At 62.3% G+C, this 21,316-nt stretch carries 23 protein-coding genes; 7 read left to right on the forward strand and 16 right to left on the reverse strand.

The genetic code is table 11. The features are described 5' to 3' along the window. Window positions 1-2 precede the first annotated feature (2 nt). Window positions 3-1,895 (forward strand): hydantoinase B/oxoprolinase family protein, encoded by a 1,893-nt coding sequence (locus tag KCG45_RS03325; protein ID WP_218315684.1) that lies wholly within the window; start codon window positions 3-5, stop codon window positions 1,893-1,895. 3 nt (window positions 1,896-1,898) lie between these two features. On the opposite strand, the gene KCG45_RS03330 is transcribed toward KCG45_RS03325, so the two are convergent. Next, window positions 1,899-2,717 carry a hypothetical protein gene (locus KCG45_RS03330; protein WP_218315685.1) on the reverse strand — a complete coding sequence of 273 codons (819 nt, stop codon included), beginning with the start codon at window positions 2,715-2,717 and terminating at the stop codon, window positions 1,899-1,901. Window positions 2,718-2,741: 24 nt separating this feature from the next. Between KCG45_RS03330 and KCG45_RS03335 the strand changes: the two genes are divergently transcribed. Genes KCG45_RS03335 through KCG45_RS03350 form a run of 4 tightly spaced genes read left to right on the forward strand, consistent with a single transcriptional unit; the run spans window position 2,742 to window position 5,470 of the window. Continuing rightward, on the forward strand, window positions 2,742-3,380 hold the full coding sequence (locus KCG45_RS03335) for a hypothetical protein (RefSeq protein WP_218315686.1): 639 nt from the start codon (window positions 2,742-2,744) through the stop codon (window positions 3,378-3,380). 4 nt (window positions 3,381-3,384) lie between these two features. Beyond that, complete coding sequence (locus tag KCG45_RS03340; RefSeq protein ID WP_218315687.1) at window positions 3,385-4,362, forward strand: quinone oxidoreductase family protein; 978 nt, start codon at window positions 3,385-3,387, stop codon at window positions 4,360-4,362. An 11-nt stretch (window positions 4,363-4,373) separates the two neighbouring features. After that, complete coding sequence (locus KCG45_RS03345; RefSeq protein WP_218315688.1) at window positions 4,374-4,889, forward strand: YybH family protein; 516 nt, start codon at window positions 4,374-4,376, stop codon at window positions 4,887-4,889. Continuing rightward, complete coding sequence (locus KCG45_RS03350; protein WP_218315689.1) at window positions 4,886-5,470, forward strand: carboxymuconolactone decarboxylase family protein; 585 nt, start codon at window positions 4,886-4,888, stop codon at window positions 5,468-5,470. The genes KCG45_RS03345 and KCG45_RS03350 overlap by 4 nt, the downstream gene beginning before the upstream one ends. Window positions 5,471-5,472: 2 nt before the next feature. On the opposite strand, the gene KCG45_RS03355 is transcribed toward KCG45_RS03350, so the two are convergent. Genes KCG45_RS03355 through KCG45_RS03400 form a run of 10 tightly spaced genes read right to left on the reverse strand, consistent with a single transcriptional unit; the run spans window position 5,473 to window position 14,507 of the window. Next, window positions 5,473-5,781: a YciI family protein gene (locus KCG45_RS03355; protein ID WP_255547929.1), complete on the reverse strand. Its 309-nt coding sequence runs from the start codon at window positions 5,779-5,781 to the stop codon at window positions 5,473-5,475. After that, a complete protein-coding gene (locus tag KCG45_RS03360) occupies window positions 5,778-6,677 on the reverse strand; it encodes a hypothetical protein (RefSeq protein ID WP_218315690.1) in 900 nt (299 codons plus the stop codon). Before KCG45_RS03360 ends, KCG45_RS03355 begins: the two co-directional genes overlap by 4 nt. Next, window positions 6,674-7,429, reverse strand: coding sequence for an enoyl-CoA hydratase/isomerase family protein (locus KCG45_RS03365; protein WP_218315691.1), 756 nt, complete (start codon window positions 7,427-7,429; stop codon window positions 6,674-6,676). The genes KCG45_RS03360 and KCG45_RS03365 overlap by 4 nt, the downstream gene beginning before the upstream one ends. Next, on the reverse strand, window positions 7,426-8,298 hold the full coding sequence (locus tag KCG45_RS03370) for a polysaccharide deacetylase family protein (protein WP_218315692.1): 873 nt from the start codon (window positions 8,296-8,298) through the stop codon (window positions 7,426-7,428). Before KCG45_RS03370 ends, KCG45_RS03365 begins: the two co-directional genes overlap by 4 nt. Continuing rightward, the gene (locus KCG45_RS03375) at window positions 8,298-9,110 is read right to left on the reverse strand and encodes an SDR family NAD(P)-dependent oxidoreductase (RefSeq protein ID WP_218315693.1); all 813 of its coding nucleotides are present in this window, start codon (window positions 9,108-9,110) and stop codon (window positions 8,298-8,300) included. The genes KCG45_RS03370 and KCG45_RS03375 overlap by 1 nt, the downstream gene beginning before the upstream one ends. Window position 9,111: 1 nt before the next feature. Further along, the gene (locus tag KCG45_RS03380) at window positions 9,112-9,420 is read right to left on the reverse strand and encodes a RedY/HapK family protein (RefSeq protein ID WP_218315694.1); all 309 of its coding nucleotides are present in this window, start codon (window positions 9,418-9,420) and stop codon (window positions 9,112-9,114) included. Window positions 9,421-9,423: 3 nt separating this feature from the next. Next, complete coding sequence (locus tag KCG45_RS03385; RefSeq protein ID WP_218315695.1) at window positions 9,424-10,608, reverse strand: amidase; 1,185 nt, start codon at window positions 10,606-10,608, stop codon at window positions 9,424-9,426. A gap of 7 nt (window positions 10,609-10,615) precedes the next feature. After that, on the reverse strand, window positions 10,616-11,983 hold the full coding sequence (locus KCG45_RS03390) for a phenylacetate--CoA ligase family protein (RefSeq protein ID WP_218315696.1): 1,368 nt from the start codon (window positions 11,981-11,983) through the stop codon (window positions 10,616-10,618). Then, window positions 11,980-13,281 carry an MmgE/PrpD family protein gene (locus KCG45_RS03395; protein ID WP_218315697.1) on the reverse strand — a complete coding sequence of 434 codons (1,302 nt, stop codon included), beginning with the start codon at window positions 13,279-13,281 and terminating at the stop codon, window positions 11,980-11,982. The genes KCG45_RS03390 and KCG45_RS03395 overlap by 4 nt, the downstream gene beginning before the upstream one ends. Then, window positions 13,278-14,507: an MmgE/PrpD family protein gene (locus KCG45_RS03400; protein ID WP_218315698.1), complete on the reverse strand. Its 1,230-nt coding sequence runs from the start codon at window positions 14,505-14,507 to the stop codon at window positions 13,278-13,280. Before KCG45_RS03400 ends, KCG45_RS03395 begins: the two co-directional genes overlap by 4 nt. Window positions 14,508-14,563: 56 nt before the next feature. On the opposite strand from KCG45_RS03400, the gene KCG45_RS03405 reads away from it, so the two are divergent. After that, on the forward strand, window positions 14,564-15,313 hold the full coding sequence (locus KCG45_RS03405) for a GntR family transcriptional regulator (protein ID WP_218315699.1): 750 nt from the start codon (window positions 14,564-14,566) through the stop codon (window positions 15,311-15,313). 14 nt (window positions 15,314-15,327) lie between these two features. Here the strand turns inward: KCG45_RS03405 and KCG45_RS03410 are convergent, their stop codons facing one another. From KCG45_RS03410 to KCG45_RS03430, 5 genes are read right to left on the reverse strand one after another with little or no spacing between them, the layout of a single operon-like run. After that, on the reverse strand, window positions 15,328-16,428 hold the full coding sequence (locus tag KCG45_RS03410; protein WP_218315700.1) for a CaiB/BaiF CoA transferase family protein: 1,101 nt from the start codon (window positions 16,426-16,428) through the stop codon (window positions 15,328-15,330). Between the two features lie 19 nt (window positions 16,429-16,447). After that, window positions 16,448-17,665 carry a CaiB/BaiF CoA transferase family protein gene (locus KCG45_RS03415; RefSeq protein ID WP_218315701.1) on the reverse strand — a complete coding sequence of 406 codons (1,218 nt, stop codon included), beginning with the start codon at window positions 17,663-17,665 and terminating at the stop codon, window positions 16,448-16,450. A gap of 19 nt (window positions 17,666-17,684) precedes the next feature. Continuing rightward, complete coding sequence (locus KCG45_RS03420) at window positions 17,685-18,869, reverse strand: acyl-CoA dehydrogenase family protein (protein WP_218315702.1); 1,185 nt, start codon at window positions 18,867-18,869, stop codon at window positions 17,685-17,687. 34 nt (window positions 18,870-18,903) lie between these two features. Then, the gene (locus KCG45_RS03425) at window positions 18,904-19,413 is read right to left on the reverse strand and encodes a MaoC family dehydratase (protein ID WP_218315703.1); all 510 of its coding nucleotides are present in this window, start codon (window positions 19,411-19,413) and stop codon (window positions 18,904-18,906) included. Beyond that, window positions 19,406-20,284 (reverse strand): HpcH/HpaI aldolase/citrate lyase family protein, encoded by an 879-nt coding sequence (locus tag KCG45_RS03430; protein ID WP_369410721.1) that lies wholly within the window; start codon window positions 20,282-20,284, stop codon window positions 19,406-19,408. Before KCG45_RS03430 ends, KCG45_RS03425 begins: the two co-directional genes overlap by 8 nt. An 88-nt stretch (window positions 20,285-20,372) precedes the next feature. On the opposite strand from KCG45_RS03430, the gene KCG45_RS03435 reads away from it, so the two are divergent. Continuing rightward, entirely contained in the window at window positions 20,373-21,305 is a 933-nt protein-coding gene (locus KCG45_RS03435) for a DUF1838 family protein (RefSeq protein WP_218315705.1), read from the forward strand. Window positions 21,306-21,316 lie beyond the last annotated feature (11 nt).

Genomic DNA, 21,316 nt, shown 5'->3' on the forward strand with positions numbered 1-21,316 from the left:
CGATGCCTGCACAAATCATCGAAACCAACGACACGCCTTTCGAGAAAATCGATATCGATCCAGTCACGCTCGACATCATCGAAAACGCCTTGCGCAACGCCCGGATCGAAATGGACGCGACGCTGGTGCGCACCGCCATGTCGCCCGGCATCCGCGAACAGGGCGACGCCTTTCCGCTGATCGCCGATCCGGCTGGCAAGATGATCGTCGGCCAGTTCGGCAGCTTTATCGACGGCTTCCTGAAAGGCTATGACGACACGCTGGAAGACGGCGACATGATTTTCCTGTCGGATCCCTATTCCTGCGACGGCGCAGTCAGCCACTCGAACGATTGGCTGGTGCTGCTTCCGGTGTTCAAGGACGGCCGCCTCATCGCGTTCACCGCCATGTTCGGCCATCAATCGGATATCGGCGGCTCGGTGCCCGGTTCGATGCCGATCAACGCGAGCTCGATCTTCGAAGAAGGCGTGCGCATCCCGCCAGTGAAGATCTGGAAGAAGGGCGAATACAATGACGACCTGATGAAGCTCGTAATGCACCAGACCCGCAAACCCGATTGGTGTCAGGCAGATCTCAACGCGCTGATCGCGTCATGCCGCGTTGCTTCGAAACGCGTAATCGAAATGGCCGAGCGGTTTGGAGACGATGTCTATGTGTCGGCCACGCAGGAATTGCTCGCACGCAACCACCGCGCGATGAAAGCGCTGCTGAGCCAGGCGGTCGGGGAAAAGCCGGTCAGCTTCGAAGACTACCTTTGCGACGACGGCAAGGGATATGGCCCGTACAAGATAAAATGCACCATGTGGCGCGAAGGCGACAAGGTGATCCTCGATTTCGAAGGGACCGACCCGCAAAGCGCCGCCTCGATCAATTTCCTGCTGAACGAGAACATGTTCAAGATGTTCTTCGGCATCTACATGATCATGGTCTTCGATCCGCAGATCCTGTTCAATGACGGGTTCTACGACCTGATCGAAGTCCGCATTCCCAAAGGATCGCTGCTGAAGCCGCAATTCCCCGCCGCGCTCTCGGGCCGGACCCACGCGCTCGGCCGAATCTTCGACATTCTCGGCGGATTGCTGGGTCAGGGGACGCCCGAATTCCTCAACGCTGCCGGGTTCTCGTCATCGCCGCACCTGTTCTATTCGGGCTGGGATACTCGGCAGAGCAATTCGCGCGAATGGTTCCAGCTGTTCCAGATCGGCTTCGGCGGGATACCCGGCAGGCCGCTGGGCGACGGGCCGGACGGGCATTCGCTGTGGCCGGGCTTTACCAATGTGCCCAACGAATTTCTCGAGCGCTATTTCCCGTTGCGGATCGAGCGCTATTCGACCGAACCCGACAGCGGCGGCGCAGGCCTGCATCGCGGCGGCAACGGCATCCACATGACCTATCGCTTCCTTGCCGATGGCGAGATCGCGATCCACGACGACCGCTGGTTCGTGCCCCCATGGGGAGTGAATGGCGGTCATCCCGGCAAGCGCGCGAAGAAAGTTCTGGAACGCGCCGACGGCACGACCGAAATCGTCGGCAACAAGATCGAGGACGTGGCTGTCAAGGCGGGCGACCTGCTGCACTTTATCACTTGGGGTGGCGGAGGATGGGGTGATCCATTGGAGCGCGATCCGGAAACGGTGGGCCTCGAAATCCGACAGGGTCTCGTCACACCCGAAGGCGCGCGCGAGTATGGCGTAGTGGCCGATATCAAAGGCGCGATTGATGCGGACGCAACCGAAAGCCTGCGCGAGGAAATGAAATCGTCACGCGGGGAATTGCCGTTGTTCGATTACGGTCCGGGCATCGAGGAACTCAGGGCATCGTGTGAAGAGGAAACCGGCCTGCCCGCGCCGGTCCAGCCCGAATGGACCGCGAACCTAGCCGAAGCTGCCGAATAGCGCCTATTCGGCGAGCGTCATGTCTGGCGGCGGAGCGAAGATCGCAGGGTCGATCGCTTCGCCGACCAGCGTTTCGCTCCAGAACACGCTGTTGCTGATAACGCCATCGTAAAGCAACGTGACCGAACGCGCCTGCACCCAGCCATTGTCGAGTTTGACGAAGTCGTCATAGAGCCGCTCGTGAAACCCGCGCGGGCTGTCGAACGCCATGTAGCGGATGAAACCGCTCTCCGCGTCGAACCCGAACAATGTGGCTTGCCCCTGTGGATCGGTGATGCGGACTATATCGGTCGACCTCCCGCCCAAGTCGCGCGGCGGAAGATTGCGCAGCGTGAACCCGTCATCGAGCGCGGAGCGGATAATTCCGAAGCCGAAATTGCTCGCCCAATAGGCGTCGGCCTGATCCTTGGGCATGATACCGCGTTCGGTCCAGGTCGTGTCGCCATCATAGCCGACCTCGAAGATCACCCGCCCATACTCGGTCGCGTTGGTCTGGGCGCGAATGCGAACCTTGCCCGTAGCCCCGTGGGCGCTTGTCCGCGCCGCATCCATGACGCGCCACATGCGATAATCGTCGGCGACCGAGCGTACCTCCCCTGTCTCGCTGTCATAGAAAGCGGCGCTCCCGCTCAGCTGGAGCGTGCCGGGTTCGAGAAACAGCTCTCCGCCATGCGCCTCGATGGCGCGCTCGACTATCTGCCGGGGGGCAGCCGGATCTTGCGCATACGACATTCCCGAGAACGCTGCCAGCACGGCGGCGAGGATCACCACTAACTTCCGCAAAGGAACCTCCGCGATTTGTCCGGACAGCTTTTCAACCATGCTGCGCTGCTATACGCAAGGAGCATGGGAAAACTCACTTGCGGCATCGCCTTGGGCGCATTCATATCCGCCTCTCCATCCATGGCAGAGGAGAGATTACCACCGGGCATCTGGACCAATACCGAAGACAGCTATTTCGCCGAGGAGGAAGGTCGTGAAAAGCCGGATGGCTGGGGGTTCGAGGTTCGCGGCGATGGAACATGGCGGGTTATCACCGCGTTCGGCCAAGCCCAGAGCGAGTGGCGAACCATGCCGATAAACGGGCTCGCTCGCGGCGCCGATGGAGATGGCAATGTCATCTGGACCATAAAGGGCAGCGAGCTTCGCAAGGCCCGCCCGTTCACCTGCTGGGTGTCGGTCAAGAAATTCGCTGCCAAGCCGGACGGATCGGCCGACTGGACCTTCGCCAACGACCTCCCGATGTTCGATCAGGGTGGCCGGGTGCTGGTTCCCGGCAGTGGCGAGGCGCCGGACGTCACCATCCGCATGCGCAACGTCACATGGGCCAAGGGCAGCCGCAACCGACCCTCGCTCGTTCTGTATGTTCACAAGGATGACCCTGACCGCGCCGAAAGCTACAGCTGGGCCTCGCCCGATGCATCGCTGGTCGGGATCAACCTGCGCTGGATGCAGGGCAGTTGTCGCCGGATGGAAGAGGAATGATCGCATGAATGTAACACGCGCGCAGTTCACACAGTTCGGCGGCCCGGAAGTGATAGAGTGGGCCGAGCACGAGGTGCCGTCACCCGGTCCGGGCGAAGTGCTGATCGAACACACCGCAATCGGCCTCAATTTCATCGACACCTATCACCGCACCGGCCTCTACCCGGTCGAACTGCCCAGCGGTCTTGGTTTGGAGGCAGCTGGGACCATCACCGCGCTCGGTGAAGGGGTGAATGATTATTCGATCGGCGACCGTGTCGCCTATATGGGGCCGGGTCTGGGAGCCTATGCCACGCACAGGGTAATGCCTGCCGACGCGCTGTTTAACGTGCCCGATGGCGTATCGGACGAGGTCGCGGCAGCCGCGATCCTGAAAGCCGCCACGGTCGAGGGTCTGGTCGAGCGCTGCGCCGATGTGAACACGGGCGATACCGTGGTGGTCCATGCGGCGGCGGGCGGCGTCGGGCTAATCATGGTGCAATGGCTCAAAGCCATCGGCGCGCACGTGATCGGCACCGTCTCCTCAGCCGAAAAGGAAGCCGCCGCGCGCGAAGCCGGCTGCGACCACGTCATCCGCTACGATCACGAGGATATTGCTGCGCGTGTGCGAGAGATCACCGGAGGCGCGGGCGTCCCGACCGTGTTCGATGGCGTGGGCAAGGCGACCTTCGAGGCATCGCTCGACAGCATGTCTCCGCGCGGTTTGCAGGTCAGTTTCGGCAATGCCAGCGGCCCCGTCGATGGCGTCAATCTCGGTATCCTCGCGCAGAAAGGGTCGTTGTTCGTCACCCGCCCGACCCTATTTCACTATTATGCCACGCCCGATGAGCGGGCCGCCGGCATGGCGCGAGTGTGGGCAATGATCGAAAGCGGCAAGGTCCACGTGACGATCGGCCAGACCTATCCGCTGGCCGAGGCGGCGCAGGCGCATCGCGATCTTGAAGCTCGCAAGACCACCGGCTCGACTGTCCTCATCCCATGAGAAGACCGCCGATGATCCGCGCGCTCGCGATCCTGCCGCTGGCGCTCACAGTGATGACCTGTCCGCCGTCGGAAAAGATGACCCAGCAATGGGCGGCGATGCACCAGAAACAAGAGGCGCAACTTGCCCAAGCCGGGGAGCGCTGGCGCGAACGTTATGAAGCGGGCGATTGGGAGGGCTTGCGCGCGCTCTACACCGACGATGCGGTGCTGATGACGCAGGGGCAGGCCAAGATCGAGGGAGCGGACAATATCGTCGCCTTCCTGAAAAGGCTCTCGAACGCCGGAGCGGTGGTGGCCTTCCGTTTCGAGAACGAGGAAGTCGTCGTGCAGGAGAATTTCGGGTCGGCCAATCTCGGCTTTGTCACGGCGAAATACCGCATGGACATCGCCTTTCCCGAAGCCGATCCGGAAACCACAATCGTGGGTCGCTCCTTCCTCGTCTATAAATGGAGCGCGGATGGCTGGAAGCTGTGGCGCGATATCGACAACCTTGCGCCCGACGTAAAACCGGAGGATTTCGAATGACCCGCATCGCACCGCGTGATCCTGCCGAGGCGCTGGGCGGACCTGAAGCGGCCGAGTTCGCGCGCCGGATGATGGGCTACATCCCCAATTCGGTGCTCACAATGGCGCATTGGCCCGAGCTTCTCGGTGCGTTTCGCGGGCTGGTCGATGTGATCTATGGCAAGAGCGAGCTCGACAACGGGTTCAAGCGGCTGATCGGACACGCGGCGAGCCTCGCCGCAGGATGCCGGTACTGCCAGGCGCACACTGGACACAGCGCAATCGAGCAGGGGATCGATCAGGCCAAGCTCGAAGCTCTGTACGTTTTCGAAGGATCGGACGCTTTCAACAAAGCCGAGCGCGCCGCGCTGGCGCTGGCCTTTGCCGCCGGAGCGCAGCCGAATGGTGCAACCGATGCGCATTTCGAGCGCCTGCGCGAGCATTTCGATGAGCGTAGTCAGGTGGAAATCATGGCGGTGATCGCGATGTTCGGATTTCTCAACCGCTGGAACGACACGCTTGCGACGAACCTGGAAGACGTGCCCGCGACCTTCGCCGAAGATGACCTGGTTTCAAAAGGTTGGGAACGAGGCGAGCACTAGAGTCACCGCTTCCACGCAGCCCCGCCGACCCACTCGCCTGCAACACCCATGAAGGCCGACGCGCTGATCGACTGCCACACGCCTGCATGGAAATAGGGGTCGACTTCGAATTTCGCGCGCGCTTCGTCTTCGTCCGCCGCCTTGATCACCAGTAGCGAACCGATCGTGTCGTCGCCTTTCTTGAGCGGACCGGCCACGGCGTAATCGTCGAGATGCGCTTCGACATGGGCGAGATGGTCAGCGAGCAATCTCTCTCGCAGCTTCGCTCCGTGCTCGCCATCACGGCAATAGAAAGCAAACAGCGGCATCATCCGACCTCCACGCATTCGATCAACTCGCCGCCATCGCCGATGGCGCAGGCGGCGCGGCGCCCTTCATACAGCGCGCCGTCGCGGACGGAAGGTGGCGCGATCCAGTCGACGGTACAAGCATCGATATCGCGCACCGCCAGCGTAACCAGCGCATTGCCCGGAGGCAGCATTCCGTCATGCCGCGCACGGACGGTGGCTGCGACAGGGTAATCATCGACCTCGACGATCGGCATACGCCCTTCGCTGACCATGGTGATGGTCGTTTGCGTGTCCGGCGAAAGGCCGAACGCGTCGTTGATCATCGAATAAGGGAGCGTGTAATCCGCACCGCGCGTCAGGCCGAGCCGGCCGCAATACCACGCGATCGAGCGATTGCGGTCGGGCGTCGCCAGCACGACGATGAAGATCCGGTCGACCGGCGATGCAGCACGCGGCAGATCGGTATCGGGCAGATCGCCCAGTACCTGGTTGAGGTAGATCATCTCGCGCCCAGTCCCGAGCGCCTGCATCGGAATGAAAGCAGGCTCGATGTTCTCCAGCACCTTGGGCGGGCCAACGATCTCGAACAGGTCGGCGGGCAGCGCATCGGGCCAGTGCCAGACATCCTCCACCGTGGTTTCAAACGCCGCCCAGCCATAAGTGGTTGTCGGCTTGAAATGAGGGTGAGCGGGCTGCTCGATCAGGCGAAACCAGCAGGGCGCGCCGCTTTTCGGGCGCAGCACGGCGTAGGGCGATCCGGTGTTGGCGGGGCAGTTCCAACTCGCTGCCAGTTCCTCTGCGAGCATACCCTCCTCGACCAGTTCCAGACCGAGCACGTCGCGATAGCCGGTCAGCGCGGGCTCAAGATCGGGCACGGTCGACAGGCCGCCCAAAATCGTACCGTGTGAAATCGTCATTTCCCGAACCTCGGCTTGCGCTTTTCCAAAAAAGCGGTGGTCCCCTCAAGGAAGTCTGCCCCGGTGAAGGCTTCCGCGAACACGCGCAGAGTTTCCTCGTCATCTTCGGCCTGTCCGTCGAGCACGCGGCGCACAAAGCGTTTGGTCTCTCGGATCGAATGCGGGCTGGCGGCGACCATCGCCTCGACCAGTTCGGCAGAGTCTTCGGCCAGTTGCTCCACCAGACCGATCCGCAAAGCCTCGTCTGCGCCGATCAGGCTGCCGGTGTAGAGAATGCGCTTGGCCTGCCCCGGCCCGACGAGATCGGTGAGCAGCTTCACATCGTGCAGCGGATAGACGAGGCCGAGCTTGGCTGGCGTGATGCCGAACCGCGCCGCCGTTGTCGCCACGCGCAGGTCGCAGGCGAGCGCAATCCCGCAGCCGCCTCCGATGCAGTCGCCTTCGATAAAGGCGAGCGTCGGCAGGCGATGCCGCGCAAGCTCGAATTGCACGCGATTGATCGCAGCCTGATTTTTCGCACGCCAGGCATTGTCGTCCTTTTTGGCGAGCAGTTCCTTGATGTCGGCACCCGCGCAGAATGGCCCGCTTGCCGCAGCGCGGACCACCAGCAGGCGCAAATCGCTGCTGCGAGCGGCCTGATCGAGCAGGCCCGGCATCGCTTCCCACATATCCATGTTGAAGGCATTGCGCTTGTCCGCCCGGTCGATCAGCAGATGAGCGACCCGGCCATCTGTTTCGAGGCGTAAGCTCATGCGGGTGATTTCTCCATGAAGTGATCGGCGATAGCCTTGCGTGTCGTCACCCAAACACCCTCATGCGCACGCACATGCTTGAAGAACTCCTCCAGCGCCCAGATGCGGCCGGGTCGCCCGATGATTCGCAGATGCAGGCCCAGGCTCATCATCTTCGGGTTGCCCTCCTCGCCCTCGCGATAGACCTGATCGAAGTTCGCCTTGGCATAGTCCAGCCATTGGTGCGGGGTGAGTGCCGGATCAGTCCACATTTTCATATCGTTGTTGTCGAGCTGATACGGCACGATGCACATGGGCTTGCCCGGAATAGTGTCGCGATCCCAAAACGGCACGTCGCCGCTGTAATCGTCCATGTGATAGGTGAAGCCTTCTTCGGAAAGCAGCCGCCGCGTATTGTCGGTCAGCAGATATCGCGACAGCCAGCCATAGGGGCGCACGCCGCAGGTATTTTCGATGCTGATCACGGCTTTGCGAATGAAGTCGCGTTCCTGATCCTCATCCATTTTGAACTGATGCACCCAGCGCCAGCCGTGGCTGACTGGCTCATGCCCGAGCTCGACAATGGCTTCGGCAATCTCCGGATGGTTCTCAAGCGACAGTGCCGCGATGGTCCAGCTGGCCATGATATCGTAGCGCTTGAGCAGCTTGGCGATCCGCGGCGCGCCCGCCTTGATGCCGTAGAGATAATTGCTCTCGTTCGAGTAATTGCGCATCTTCGACTTCACGAACACGCCCAACTCATCGACCGGCTCCATCCCGCGATCCCCGCGCGCGATTGTCATCTCGCTGCCTTCCTCGATATTGACGACGACGCTCAGCGCCATCTTGGCATTGTCGGGCCAGTCCATGCGTTCTTCGGTGAGCGCCATCAGTGCATCTCCTCGCCACCAGATACATTCAGAGCTTCACCCGTGACGTAGAATGCCTCTTCACTCGCCAGCCATACGCAGGCTGCAGCGGTATCGGAGGGCAAACCGGGCCGCCCCATCGGGTTCTTGGCGCTCATATTCGCGAGATAGTCCTCGACCGTATCAAAGCCGAGCAGCTTGGAGAAATACGCGTTCTGCCGCGCGCCAAGTCCGGTCGTCACGTGGTTGGGACACACCGCGTTGACCGTGATGCCATGCGCGCCGAGCTCGACCGCGCTCGCCCGCGTCAGGCCGACCATGCCGTGTTTCGAAGACACGTAGGCGGGGAGATGCGGGAAGCCGGTCTTGGCGGCTTGGCTGGCAATGTTGATGATCCGTCCGCCGTTGCCCTGTTCGACCATCGCGCGCGCCGCCGCCTGCGTGCAATAGAACGCACCCGACAGATTGACCGCGAGCACCTGATCCCACTCATCCACCGTGTCGACATCGAGCAGCGGCTTCATCTTGAACCCTATGCCTGCATTGTTGACGAAAATATCGACACTGCCGAAGGTCTTGATCGTCTCGTCGATCAGAGCGCGACACTGCTCCGCCTTGGAAACGTCGCAGGCGATGGTGGTGACTTTCACCCCCGATGCAGACGACCGCCCGCGCAGTTCTTTGGCAACCGCATCCGCCTCGTCATCGATGGTCAGGTCCGAGACGACGCAGTTCGCGCCCTCGTCTGCGAAGGCTTGCAGGATGCCCTGGCCCAACCCCTTTTGCTTGCCGGAACCGGTGACGACGATCGTTTTTCCCGCAAATTTCGACACGTCAAAGATCCTCGGTCAGAATGAATTGCGGCCCGTCGGCATAATCCTGAAACGGGGCGGCCTTCGCCTGAAATTCCGGGTCCGAAACATCAGCGACGAAATCGTCGAGATTGGTGATGTCGAGCACTTCGAAATAGCGATAGGGCGGCGGGGTGTCGGGATCGCCGAACAGGCCGGTCGCCTTGTGGATCGTGAAGCTGTTGACCGACGGCAGAGCGCTGGCGGTGGGCACGTCTTTGGTCTTCGCCCACTCCTCGTATTCGGCGATATCCGTGCCGGGCTTCAGATTGAACGGAACAATAATGCGCATGGTTCAGGCTCCTTCGTTGGGTGCGCGATAGGCGCGCAATGTGTCGTCGAGTTGGCGGGCGAGCGCGAACAGGCCCGCCTCCGCTCCCTCCGGGCCGACCAGCTGAATGCCGATCGGCAGGCCGTCATCGGTCCAGCCCGCCGGGATGCTGATAGCAGGCAGTCCGGCGATATTGGCGAGGCAGGTGAAGTCCGCCTGCGCAGCTGGTTCGGGCGCTTCGTGCAGGAAAGGGGGATTGGGAACAGTGGGCAGGATCAGGAAACCGTGTGTGTCGACAAGCGCACGCACTTCGTCGCGGGTAGCGGCGAGAATATCCTTGTCCTCGGTCCAATCGGTGATCGAGCGTTTGGGTCCATAGGTCAGCAGCCTGGCAAGGTGATCCGACATCGCGACGCCCCGCAGATGCCCGGCCATTTCGCGTGAGACCTGAATGAACCCGGCGAACCGGATGCGGCCCGGTTTGTGCGATAGCGTTATTTTGGTTGGCGGCTCTGGCAGGGCTGCACGGGCGGCCTTGAACACGCCCGCGACCTGAGCCTCCACCTCGACCTCGTGCCCGGCCAGCGTAGCCCCGGCACCCGGCATCGGATCGTCGCCAAAGCCCGAGATGATCCTTGCAACCCGCTCCAGCGTATCGAGATCGCGCGCCAGAGGTCCAATCGCATCGAGCGTGAGATCGGCAGGTTCCAGCCCTTCATGACTGATGCTCGCGGTCGCTGGCTTGAAGCCGTAGACGCCACAATGCGCCGCTGGAATGCGCACCGATCCCATCGTGTCGGTGCCCAGCGTGACATCGCACAGGCCTGCAGCAACCGCGGCACCGCTGCCGCCGGATGAGCCGCCGGGAGAATAGTCGCCCTTTCCTTCTGGCCGATGCGGGTTTTGGACCGCACCGAAATGCGGGTTGTCGGTCTTCGCGCCGAGCGCGCCCTCTTCCATGTTCAGCACGCCAAGGATCGCCGCGCCCGCCTTCCGCAGATGAGCGACGACCTCCGCATCGCGCTCGGCAATACGTGTTTCGAAGGCTGCAAGCCCAGCATGCCACGGCAGGCCGCGGACCGCGATGTTAGCCTTTACCCCGACCGTCAGCCCCGCCAACGCACCTTCTCCGAATACAGCCGAGCGGTCGAAATCGGTAAAGGCGTTGAGCGGCTCGTTGCGCTTCTCAAGATCACTAAAGTCGATCATCCCGCGATCATACACTCCGCTCGTCGATCAGGCGGAGCGGTTTTTGCCGCGTGTCGATCTCGGTCGCCTTGGCCGTCTCGCCCGGTCCTACCAGCGCGATCTCGACCTCGACGCCTAACCCCTGTTTGAGTGTTTCGGCGAGCGCCGCCTCGTCGGTCGCAGCGCGGCTTTCCAGCGTTACCGTCATATGATCTTTCTGGTTCGTATCGCGGCGCAGATGGCAGACATATTCGCCGGTCAAATCAGTGCGGTTCTCGATGATTGCGCCTATCGCATGCGGGAATACGTTGATCCCGCGCAGCTTGACCATGTTGTCGCTACGGCCCTTGAACCCGGCAATCCGCTTGAACGCGATCTCGCCGCGCCCGTCGAGTTCATGCGTGATGTCGTGCGTGTTGAAACGTATGCACGGCGCGATGTCGTCCTTGTAAAGGCAGGTGACGACCATGTCCCCGGTCTCGCCCCGCGCAACCGGCGCGCCGCTATCGACATCGAGCAGTTCGAGATATTGCGCGTCTTCCCAGACATACATGCCATCGCGCTCCGGCCCTTCGCCCGCGATCGAGCCGGTGTCGCCGACGCCGTACCAGTCATAGGCCTTCGCGCCATGCCATGCGGCCTCGGTGCTGGCGCGATCTTCGGTGCCGAGATGCCCGATGATCATGCGGATGTTGATCTTGTCGAACAGCTCTTCGGCTTCGGCAGTGGCGGCGAGTTTGCGGACGTAATCGACGAAGCCGACGATAGCCGTGACGCCGAAATCGGCCATCAGCCGGACCTGATTGATGCTGCGGGTTTCGATCCCCGTGCCCGCGCTCAGGAACACGCTGTTAGTAAAATGGGTCACCGCCTCGCGGATATAGTGACCGCCATTGATCATGCCGTGACCATAGACCGAATGCACCACATCATCGGGCGAGAGGCCCATCCAGCGATACATACGCCCTACCAGCAGATTGCCAACCTCGCGCCCCTTGGGACCGAACATCAGGGTCTGCGGTTTGCCCGTAGTGCCCGAGGTGGTGTGAAAGATTGTGGGCGAACGGGTCGCCGGATGACCCATACCGTGAAAATCGCCATAGGGCGGGTGCTCGGCGATCGAGGTCATGAGGTCGGACTTGTCGTAAACCGGCAGCTTGCTGATATCCTCAAGCCCCCCAATATCGCCTGGCTCGATCCCCTGCGCGCCCCATAGACTCTGGTAGAACGGCACCTGCCAGCCGCGCTGCATCAAGCGTTTGAACTGCGCATTCTGAATTGCGAACAGCTCGTCCCGGCTCATGCGTGTATAGCGCGCTGTAAAGGCATCCCCGATGGGATAATCCTTGAGCAACTGCTGATGATCGAGCGCTTCGAAATAGGTCGGATAGGTCATTTCGGTTCCGTGGCGTAGGCGAGAGGATCGTCGAATAGGCGAGAGTCCGCGTCAGGCTCGGCGAGCCTGCGACACAGATCGTATTTCGCGGCGGATTGATCGGCGTCCATCGGATTGGCGATGCTGCCGAGATTGGCGGTGATGGCGTGTTCGAACGCCTGGCCATTGCACGTTGTGACGACCAGTCGCTGCGGTGCCATGGCGTTGCCATCGGGATTGTCGTCCAGCTCGACCGATACGTGCTGTGCTAATTCGACAAGGGCCGGATCGTGCAGCGTATCGCCATCGAACGTAGCCGGGTCGATCACCCCGTCACGCAGCATCAGCGGCGCAAGGATCGGCAGGCACAGCCGGGCGTAGGCGGCGCTCATATCGGGTTTATAGGGTCGCCCGACCAGCCGTTGAATCAGCGGCGGGGCGAACAGCTCGACCTTGTCGACATCCGCCAGCCGCAAACCGTTGCGGTGAAGCACGTTCAACTCGCCGAGCGCTCCGTGGCTCGCCCGGCCCGAGGGAAACGGCTTGATCGCGACTTCCGAAATCCGCCACACATTGCCGAGGTCGGCGGTGTAGCGGGCGAGGTCGAGCGGCTCGATCAGGTTGTGATAGCCGAACTGGCCATCAAGCACGTCGTGCGGGCCATCCAAGCCGCCCTCCACCAGCGCTACCGCAGTGATCGCGGCGCGCGCTGCGTTGGCGATTTGCAGCGGCAGCGCGATGGATGCCTCGACATGCGCCTGCATCGTTCCGCTGACGAAGGAATAGGCCAGCCCCATCACATCGGCGAATTTTTCCGGCGGAAGTTCCGCGAGCCGTGCAGCAGCCAGCGCAGCGCCGATCACGCCTGCGGTTGCCGGGCGGAAGAACTGCATCGGCCCCGTCGCCGCGATGCCCAGCCCGCTGGCGACATCGACACCGACAGCGAGCGCAGTCAGAAAGACATCGGGGTCGCATCCACCCCTTTGGTCGGCCTGCGCCAACAAAGCCGCCGTCACCACGGACAATGCATGGACCACCGCGCCTTCATGCACCGCATCCCACTCGAGGCAGTGGATCGCGAACCCGTTGAAAAACGCCGCAGACGCCGCCGGGGCATGGCCGCCACTGAGCAGGCGAGCTTGGGGATCGGTGCCAAACCCGCGCACTGCCTGCATCAGCTTGGCTGCCTCGGTAGACTTCGCCCCAGCCGCACCGCCTCCCAGCGTATCGCCAAGCAGCCGGAGGGCATCGCCGCGCACTTGTGCGGGCAAAGTATGCCGCGCGCTGGCGAAGGCGAGGATATCGACGGTCGCGCTCATCTGGTCCACTCCTTGATCAGAGCATCCAGCGCCTGTGGATCATCGCCTTCGAGCGCGAGCGATACCGCGCGATCCGCGTCATTGCCGGAAACGCCGCCCCAGCGAGCGAGACTGTGCAGCTTGGCGATGATCGCATCCTCGCCAACCGGACGCTCGGGATCGCCAAGCGTATCGATCAGTTCCAGCCCGTTCACCCGCGCCCCGAAATGCGCGGGATAACGCGCGGTAATAGCCGGGTCTTCGACGACCGAGACCTGCGCCCGCAGATCGGCGAGCTCGGTAATCGCTTCGGGCGAAAAGTCCTCAGGCTCCGCATCGCGACCATCGGCGATCACGGCGACGGCGTGTTGCAGCGAGAATTTCGCTTCAAGCTCGGTCTGCGGGTCAGGGCGGTCGCAAAATGTCAGCGCATCCTTGAATGTCTCGACAAGGAAGGGCGCTTCGAGCTTGCCTGCCTTTCGCAACTCCCGCGCCGCGTCGATGGCCGGATGCGCGTGGCGGCAGGCGGCGAAGGGCTTTAAGCTGACCGCTTCGATCAACCAGCCAGAACCCGCCGATGCGAGATCACCGGGCTCTTTCGTCATCGCGGCAAACAGCCCCTGCGGCCCTTCGAGCAGAGCCTGCGGCCCGGTCGCCCCGTGTTTGGCGTGCAGCGCCGCGTCGCGTCCGGTGCGGACCGCGTGGACGATGTGCCATTGCTTGGTCAGGACGCCGCTGTCGTGCCGCATATGCCACAGCCCACCCGCGACCGATCCGGCATTTCCAAGAGCGCTGGCATATTGCCCAGCATCGAGCGCAATCAGCGATCCGAAAGCCGCCGCCGAACCGAACACGCCCATCGTCGCGGTCGGGTGCCAATGGGCGTAGTGATGTGCATCGAACGCGGCCCCGATGGCGATCATCGCCTCATAGCCGCGAACCGCTGCATCCAGCCGCGCAGTCATGTCAGTATCCGGCAGGCTGAGCGCCACAGGCCAGATCACCGGGCCGGGATGCAGCAGTGCCGTGCGGTGCACGTCGTCCATCTCCAGCACATTGCCGAGATAGGTCGCGCGCTCCCACCCGCTGCCCGAAATCGCTTTCGCCACGCGCGCCGCCTCGCTCCCCCGCGCCCCGGCGACGCAGGCAAGCCAATCGAGCAAGTGGAGACGCGCGCGCTTGCGCTCGCTTTTCGCAGGCGGGCGCGCTAGGCTCGCCGCAAGTCTGGCAAGGTGCGGCTCGCTCATGCGCTCAGCGCCGATTTGCCAATGGGTCGATGGCCGACAGGTCGATGGAGTAAGCTTTGGCGACGAAGGCCGAGAAGCAACCGACGGGACGTATCCCGCGCTATCTGCAACTGGCGGGCCAGCTGCGCGAAGCGATCCTTGCGGGCGAATATGCCAATGGTCGGCAATTCCCGACCGAGACCGTTCTTTGCCGGGATCACGATGTCAGCCGCTATACCGTGCGCGAAGCGCTGCGGCGACTCGAGGCCGAGGGTCTGATCCAGCGCAAACGCGGATCGGGCACGACCGTGCAACCCGCCGCCGCGCGCGGCGGCGCGCTGCACCAGCCGCTCTCCAATGTCGGTGAATTGCTGCAATATTCGCGCGACAGCAAGGTGACCTATGCGCATCTTGGCGAATGCAAACTGCCGTCCGGCATTGCCGAGCAGATCGCGGAAAGCACGAAGGGCAAGTGGAGCTGCTTTTCCGGTGTCCGCCGCCATGCGGGCGACACGCTGCCGATCGCCGCGACCCACGCCTACTTCCACGAAATGCTGGGAGACGCCGTGGCCGAGCTGGACCTTGGCGCGGGGACGTTGTTCAGCCAGATCGAGCAACTCACCGGCGTCCAGATCGGCAAGGTCACGCAGGATATTCAGGCGATTGCAGCGAACGGCGACACGGCCAGTGCCCTTGAGATCGACGAGGGCAGCCCGGTCTTGCGCATCCTGCGCTGCTATTTCGACCCCAAGGGCCGCATTTTCGAGATTTCGGTAAGCCACCACCCCGGCGATCGCTTCGCCTACGCCATGCATATCGACGTTTAGGGGAGCGGCGCCTCTCACTCTGTATCCTCGCCGAAATTGGGAACCGCACCAGGTTGCCAGTCCTCGCCTGCGAACCGGATCGCCGGGGCGATATGCCTGCCTCCCCCATCGGCTTCGACCCATAGCCCACGTTCGGCGATATGCGGTTCATCGAGCGCTTCGCGGAAATCGAGCACTGGTGAGAAAGCGACGTCCTTGTCGGCGAACCATTCCACCCATTCCTCGCGCGTCCTGGTGGCGAAGGTCTCTCGCAGGAAGGCGATCAGCTCGTCCTGTTCGCCTGCCGGTGCTTCGGCCAGCGGTATCAGGTCTTCGCGATCCAGCGCGCCGAGCAGATTGCGCGCGAACTTGATCTCGCGCCCGCCGAGCACGACGTGTTTGCCGTCGCTGGTCTCGTACACCTGATAAAACCCCGCCCCGCCGAGCGACCGCTGTGCGCGGCTGACCGGGCTGGGACCTCCGGCGATGGCGCTCCCTGCGGTATGCGCGCACCATGGCAGCAGGCTGTCGAACATCGCGCAGTCGACATACGCGCCCTCGCCGGTTCTCTCGCGCCCGACCAGCGCCATCAGCACCGCCGATAGCGCCGTCAGCCCGGCGGCAAGGTCGGCGCTTGGCGCGCCGGGGACAACAGGCGTGCCATCCGGGCCATCATTGACCGAAAGAAACCCGGCCAGCGCCTGAACCGCCATGTCGTGCGCCGGATGGTGCGCCAGCGCGCCCTCCTGTCCGAACGCCGAGATCGAGCAATAGACTATGTCCGGCTTGATCGCTCTCACGCTGTCATAGTCGAAACCGAGCCGCTGCATCACGCCCGGCCTGAACCCTTCGACGAACACGTCTGCATCCGCGATCAGATCGCGCAACGCCGCCTTGCCCTCCTCACTTTTAAGGTCGAGCACCACGCTTTTCTTGCCGCGATTGAGGTTGGCGAACCACACAGAATGCTCCGCATCGCCATAGGTATCGAACGGGGCCTGATGGCGCGCAGGATCGCCTGCGGCAGGCTCTACCTTGATTACTTCCGCGCCCTGGTCCGCCATCATAACCGTCAGCATCGGCCCCGGCAGGAACAGCGACAGGTCGACAACCTTGATCCCCGATAGCTTTCCCATACCCCCACAGACCTCCGCTTCAGACGATACCGCTGGCGCGCAGCTCAGCGATGGCGTTCGCATCATAGCCAAGATCATCGAGAATGGCGTCGCTATCCGCGCCCAGCAAGGGAGCGGCGCGATTGGGGAGGCGCTCGCCATCGAATTTCAGCGGGTTGGCGAGCACTTGCAGATCGGGCTTATCGGGGTGGGCGACCTCATCGCGCATCCCGATTTCGTGGAGCCACGGATTGTCGAGCGCATCGCCCAGTTCGTAAACCGGCGCGACCGGAACATGCCCGGCGAGCAGATCCTGCCAATGCGCCATCGGCTGTTTTGAAAACTCCGCATCGAGCAACTCGGTCAGTGCATCGCGGTTCGCCAGCCTATCGGCGTTGTCCGCAAAGCGCGGGTCGTCCTTCAGGTCTGCGCGCCCCATCCGCGTGGTCAGGATGTCCCAGAATTTGGGCAGCTGGCACATGACGAACATCCAGCCATCGGCGGCTTTGAACATCTGGCTGGGCGTCGCGGTCGGATGTGCGCTGCGCGGCGTGCGTTGCGTTTCGTCATTATTGTTCATGTACCACAACGCCGGATAGCTGGTCTGATGCACCGCCGCTGACAGCAGATCGGTGTCGACATCGCGGCCCTTGCCCGACCTTTGCGCATCGACCAGGGCGCCAAGCAACCCAATGCAGAAGATCGTGCCGGTCATGAAATCGACCATCGACAGACCCATGCGCTGCGGATCGCCGCCCGGCTCCCCGGTCATCTGGCAATAGCCCGCCTCGGCCTGCATCAGATAGTCATAGCCCGGCCATTTCGCCCGCGCATTGTCGCGGCCATAGGCGGAGAGGTGCGCGCACACGATCGCAGGATTCACAGCCTTCAGCGCTTCATAGGTCAGCCCCAACCGATCGGGCAGATCGCCGCGCATATTGTTGGCAACCACATCGCAGGTCGCGGCCAGCTTGCGCAGGATCGCCTGCCCCTCGTCGCTGCCCAAGTCGAGGGTCAGCGAGCGCTTGTTGAGGTTGAAGCTCTGGAAATAGATGCTTTCGCCTTCGCGCAAAAAGTGCGGCCCGACGGCTCTCGCCGTGTCTCCTGCACCGCGGCGTTTGCCGTCGGGCCCCGCCTTGCCTGGCGGTTCTATCTTGATCACTTCCGCGCCCATCTGGGCGAGGAACATCGTGCCATAGGGACCGGCACCGTACTGCTCGGCACTGATGACCCGAAAGCCCTTTAGCGGAAGATGCATGGCGCCTGCCCCGCCGCGCTCAGATCTGGTTTTCTTTGAGGTGCTGTTTGGCGATGATCATCCGCTGCATTTCGTTGGTCCCCTCTCCGATGCACATCAGCATGCTGTCGCGATAATAGCGTTCGATGTCGTATTCCTTGGAATAGGAATAGCCACCATAGATGCGCATCGCCTCCTGACTGTTGTCGACCGCCGCTTCGGAGGCGAAGTATTTGGCGATACCCGCTTCCTTGTCGCAGCGCTCACCCTTGTCATAGGCTTCGGAGGCATCGAGCGTCAGCAGACGGGCGGCGCGGGCGCGGGTGACCATTTCGCCGAGTTTTAGTTGGATCGCCTGATGCTGCGCGATCGGCTTGCCCATGGTCTCGCGTTGCTGCGCGTATTCGGTGGCGAGACGCAGCGATCCTTCGGCAAGGCCCACACCGCGCGCGGCGACATTGATGCGGCCAAGCTCAAGCCCGCCGGTTGCCTGGAAGAAGCCTTGCCCCTCGACCCCGCCGATCAGCTGGTCTGCCGGGATGCGATAATCTTCCATAATGAGTTCGGCGCTGTCGATCGCCTTATAGCCGAGCTTATCGAACTTCTTACCGGTGGTCAGCCCGTCCCGTTTGTCGGCGATGAACAGGCTCATGCCCTTGTAACGCGGATCGGCGCCCGGATCGGTCTTCGCCAGCAATGCGAAGGCTTGCCCATTGAGCGCGTTCGAAATCCAGGTTTTGGTGCCGTTGAGCACATAGTCGTCGCCTTCGCGCTTGGCGACGGTACGGATCGCCTGAAGGTCGGTCCCGGCATTCGGCTCGGTCAGAGCCAGCCCGCCGCGAATCTCGCCCGTGGCAAACTTCGGCAGCCATTTCATCTTCTGCTCGGGCGTCCCGAACCGCTCGACAGCGGCTGCCATGATGAGGTGCGAATTGAAGATGCCGGTGATCGCCATCCAGTAGCTGGAGATGCGCATCACGATCTTGGCATAGGTCGTCGCAGGCAGGCCCAGCCCGCCATATTCCTGACCGATTGTCGCGCCGAACAGGCCCATCTCGGCCATCTGCTCGACCAGCTTTTCTGGCCAGATATCGCCATGATCGTGATGGCGCACGACCGGGATCACCTCGCGTTCAAGCCACCGGTCGATCGCGTCCATGAAGGCGCGTTCTTCGTCCGGTTCGATGGTGCGGATCTGATCGTCGAGAGTTGCGGCGGTAGCCATAGTAGAGTCCTTGAGGGGGTGTGTCTGTCGATTCCTAGTCGTCGAGGCCGCCAAAGCCGCGCTTCCAGACCAGAACGGTACGTTTATAGTGGCTGACCATGTCGCCATGCTGGTTCTTGGCGATGGTCTTGAAAGTAACGATGCCCTGTTCGGGGCGGCTCTTGCTTTCACGCTTTTCGAGCACTTCGCTTTCGCAATAGAGCGTATCGCCGACGAATAACGGCTTGGTCATGCGCACCTCGTCCCAGCCGAGATTGGCGATCGCTTTGCCGCTGGTGTCGGAGACGCTCATCCCGGTCATCAATGCGATGGTGAATGGCGACACGACCAGCGGCTTGCCGAACTCGGTGTCCTTCGAAAGCTCGTAATCGAAATGCGCCGGATGGGTGTTCATGGTGAGCAGCGTGAACCACACATTGTCGGCATCGGTGATGGTCCGACCGGGGCGGTGTTCATAGACGTGGCCTTCCACGAAATCTTCGAAGTAACGGCCCTGAACCTCGCGAAAGCGGCCCGGAGATACTTCGATTACGCCGTCACGCATGTGCTTGCTCCTCATGCCGCGCGATCACCGCGCGATATTTCTTGATAAATGGCGCTTCGAGCATGCGCCCCCTGAACCGGATCGCGCGGCCACCGCCCGCTTCATAGGCTTCAAGCGCCTCGCGCGCTTCGGCCACTTCTGCGTCGCTCGGAGCGAAGGCGGACTGGATCGCGGGCACCTGACGCGGATGGATCGCGGCCTTGGCGCTGAACCCGATGGCGCGGGCGCGGGCAGCCTCTTCGGCCAGCCCTTCCGCGTCATCAAGCTGGATGAAGGGAACGTCGATCGCGGGCTTCTTCGCTTCGGCGCAGGCGAGGATGACATGCTGACGCGCGGCCAGCAGCGGCTCCCACGCCAGCTCGACACCAAGCTCACCGGAAAAATCCCCGCCACCGAACATAACGGCGGCAACTGCTTCATGCGATGCGATGTCGAGCGCGCCACGCAACCCCTTGGGCGTTTCGATCAAGGGGACCAATGCCGGACATTTATCGCTCAACGCGCCTGCGACGACGTCGATCTCGGCCACCGCCTCGACCATCGGCACAAGCAATGTCTCCGGCAAGGTGCCTGCATCGGCCAGCGCAGCCAAGTCGCGAATACCCGCAGCCGTCGTCACAGCGTTGATCCGGATCGCCCAGCCCTGCCGCTCCTCGGCAATCTCTGACAGCGCCGCGTTGCGCGCACTCTGTTTGTCTTCGGCCGCGACCGCATCTTCCAGATCGATGATCGTCAGGTCGGCTCCACCAGCGCGCGCCTTGCCAAAGCGGTCGGATCGCGATCCGGGAACGAACAGGAGGCTGGCGGCAGTGAACACGTTCTTGCGTAGCTCCAGTGAAAAGCGGAAAGTGAGCCCGAATTGAGACTTCACAATTTGTCCGGACAAATCTAAAGTCAAGGATGAAATGCGCAAATGTCCGGACAATTTCCGGTATATACATCGCTTGGGGAGGGAACAGATGAAATTCATGAGATCGCTTTTGGTTGCAGCAGGCTTTGCCGGATCGGCAATGATCGCAGGCGCTCCGGCGCAAGCGCAGATGCTCGACCCGTCCGTCCCCGAAGACGCGCTGGAAATTTCCAAGCGGCTGCAATGCGGCGTTTCTGCCGACGAACCCGCGGTCTATCATTGGTCGGGCAACATCTATGGCCGCGCGCCGGGCCAGCGCGACAAGCTGCTGTTCAAAGGCGAAGGCATGAACATCCGTCGCTGCGTCGAGGTGACCGATCCCGAGCGCGGCACCGGCTGGCGGCTGATCAGCCGCGAGGTCATGCTGATGCTCGACCCGGAAACCGGCGAAGTCGTGAACGAATGGGAGAACCCCTATACCGGTGAAACCGTGTCGGTGATGCAGATCCACAACGATCCGGTGAACGGCAGGCCCAATTTCGCAGTCGGCAGCGATGGATCGCCGTTCCAACTTTCGACGCTGAAGGAATCCGGCCCCTATGTCTTTATCCCGTTCGAGGTGCCGCTGTTCTACCCGAACCCGCTTGCGGGGGCGTATCAGGAGTATGTCGGCAATTCCTATCACGCGATGGAAATCTTCGACTTCGCCGCGTTGAAGGACGACCTTTACGACGCCTCTACCCCGACGGCCTATCCGATGATCAGCTGGGTGCGCATTTCGCCATGGGCTCCGTGGATGGAGATGGGCGGACGTCCCGGTCAAATGGTCTTTAATGCGATGGGTCAGAAACTGCCAGGTGGGTTCGAAGAGCTGCCCGATGTGCTCAAGACCGAGATCAGGGCAAACTACCCGATCTACGAACAGGCCCCGCCAAAGGACGATACACGCCGCAACGAGACCACCTGGACCAAGTTCAAGATGCTCACCGATCAGGCGCGCGCAGCCGAAGCGGACGCGCCCAAAGATGAAGCTGGTCATTGATCGAAGCGGAT

The organism is Erythrobacter ani, from assembly GCF_019204025.1.
GTDB classification, from domain to species: domain Bacteria; phylum Pseudomonadota; class Alphaproteobacteria; order Sphingomonadales; family Sphingomonadaceae; genus Erythrobacter; species Erythrobacter ani.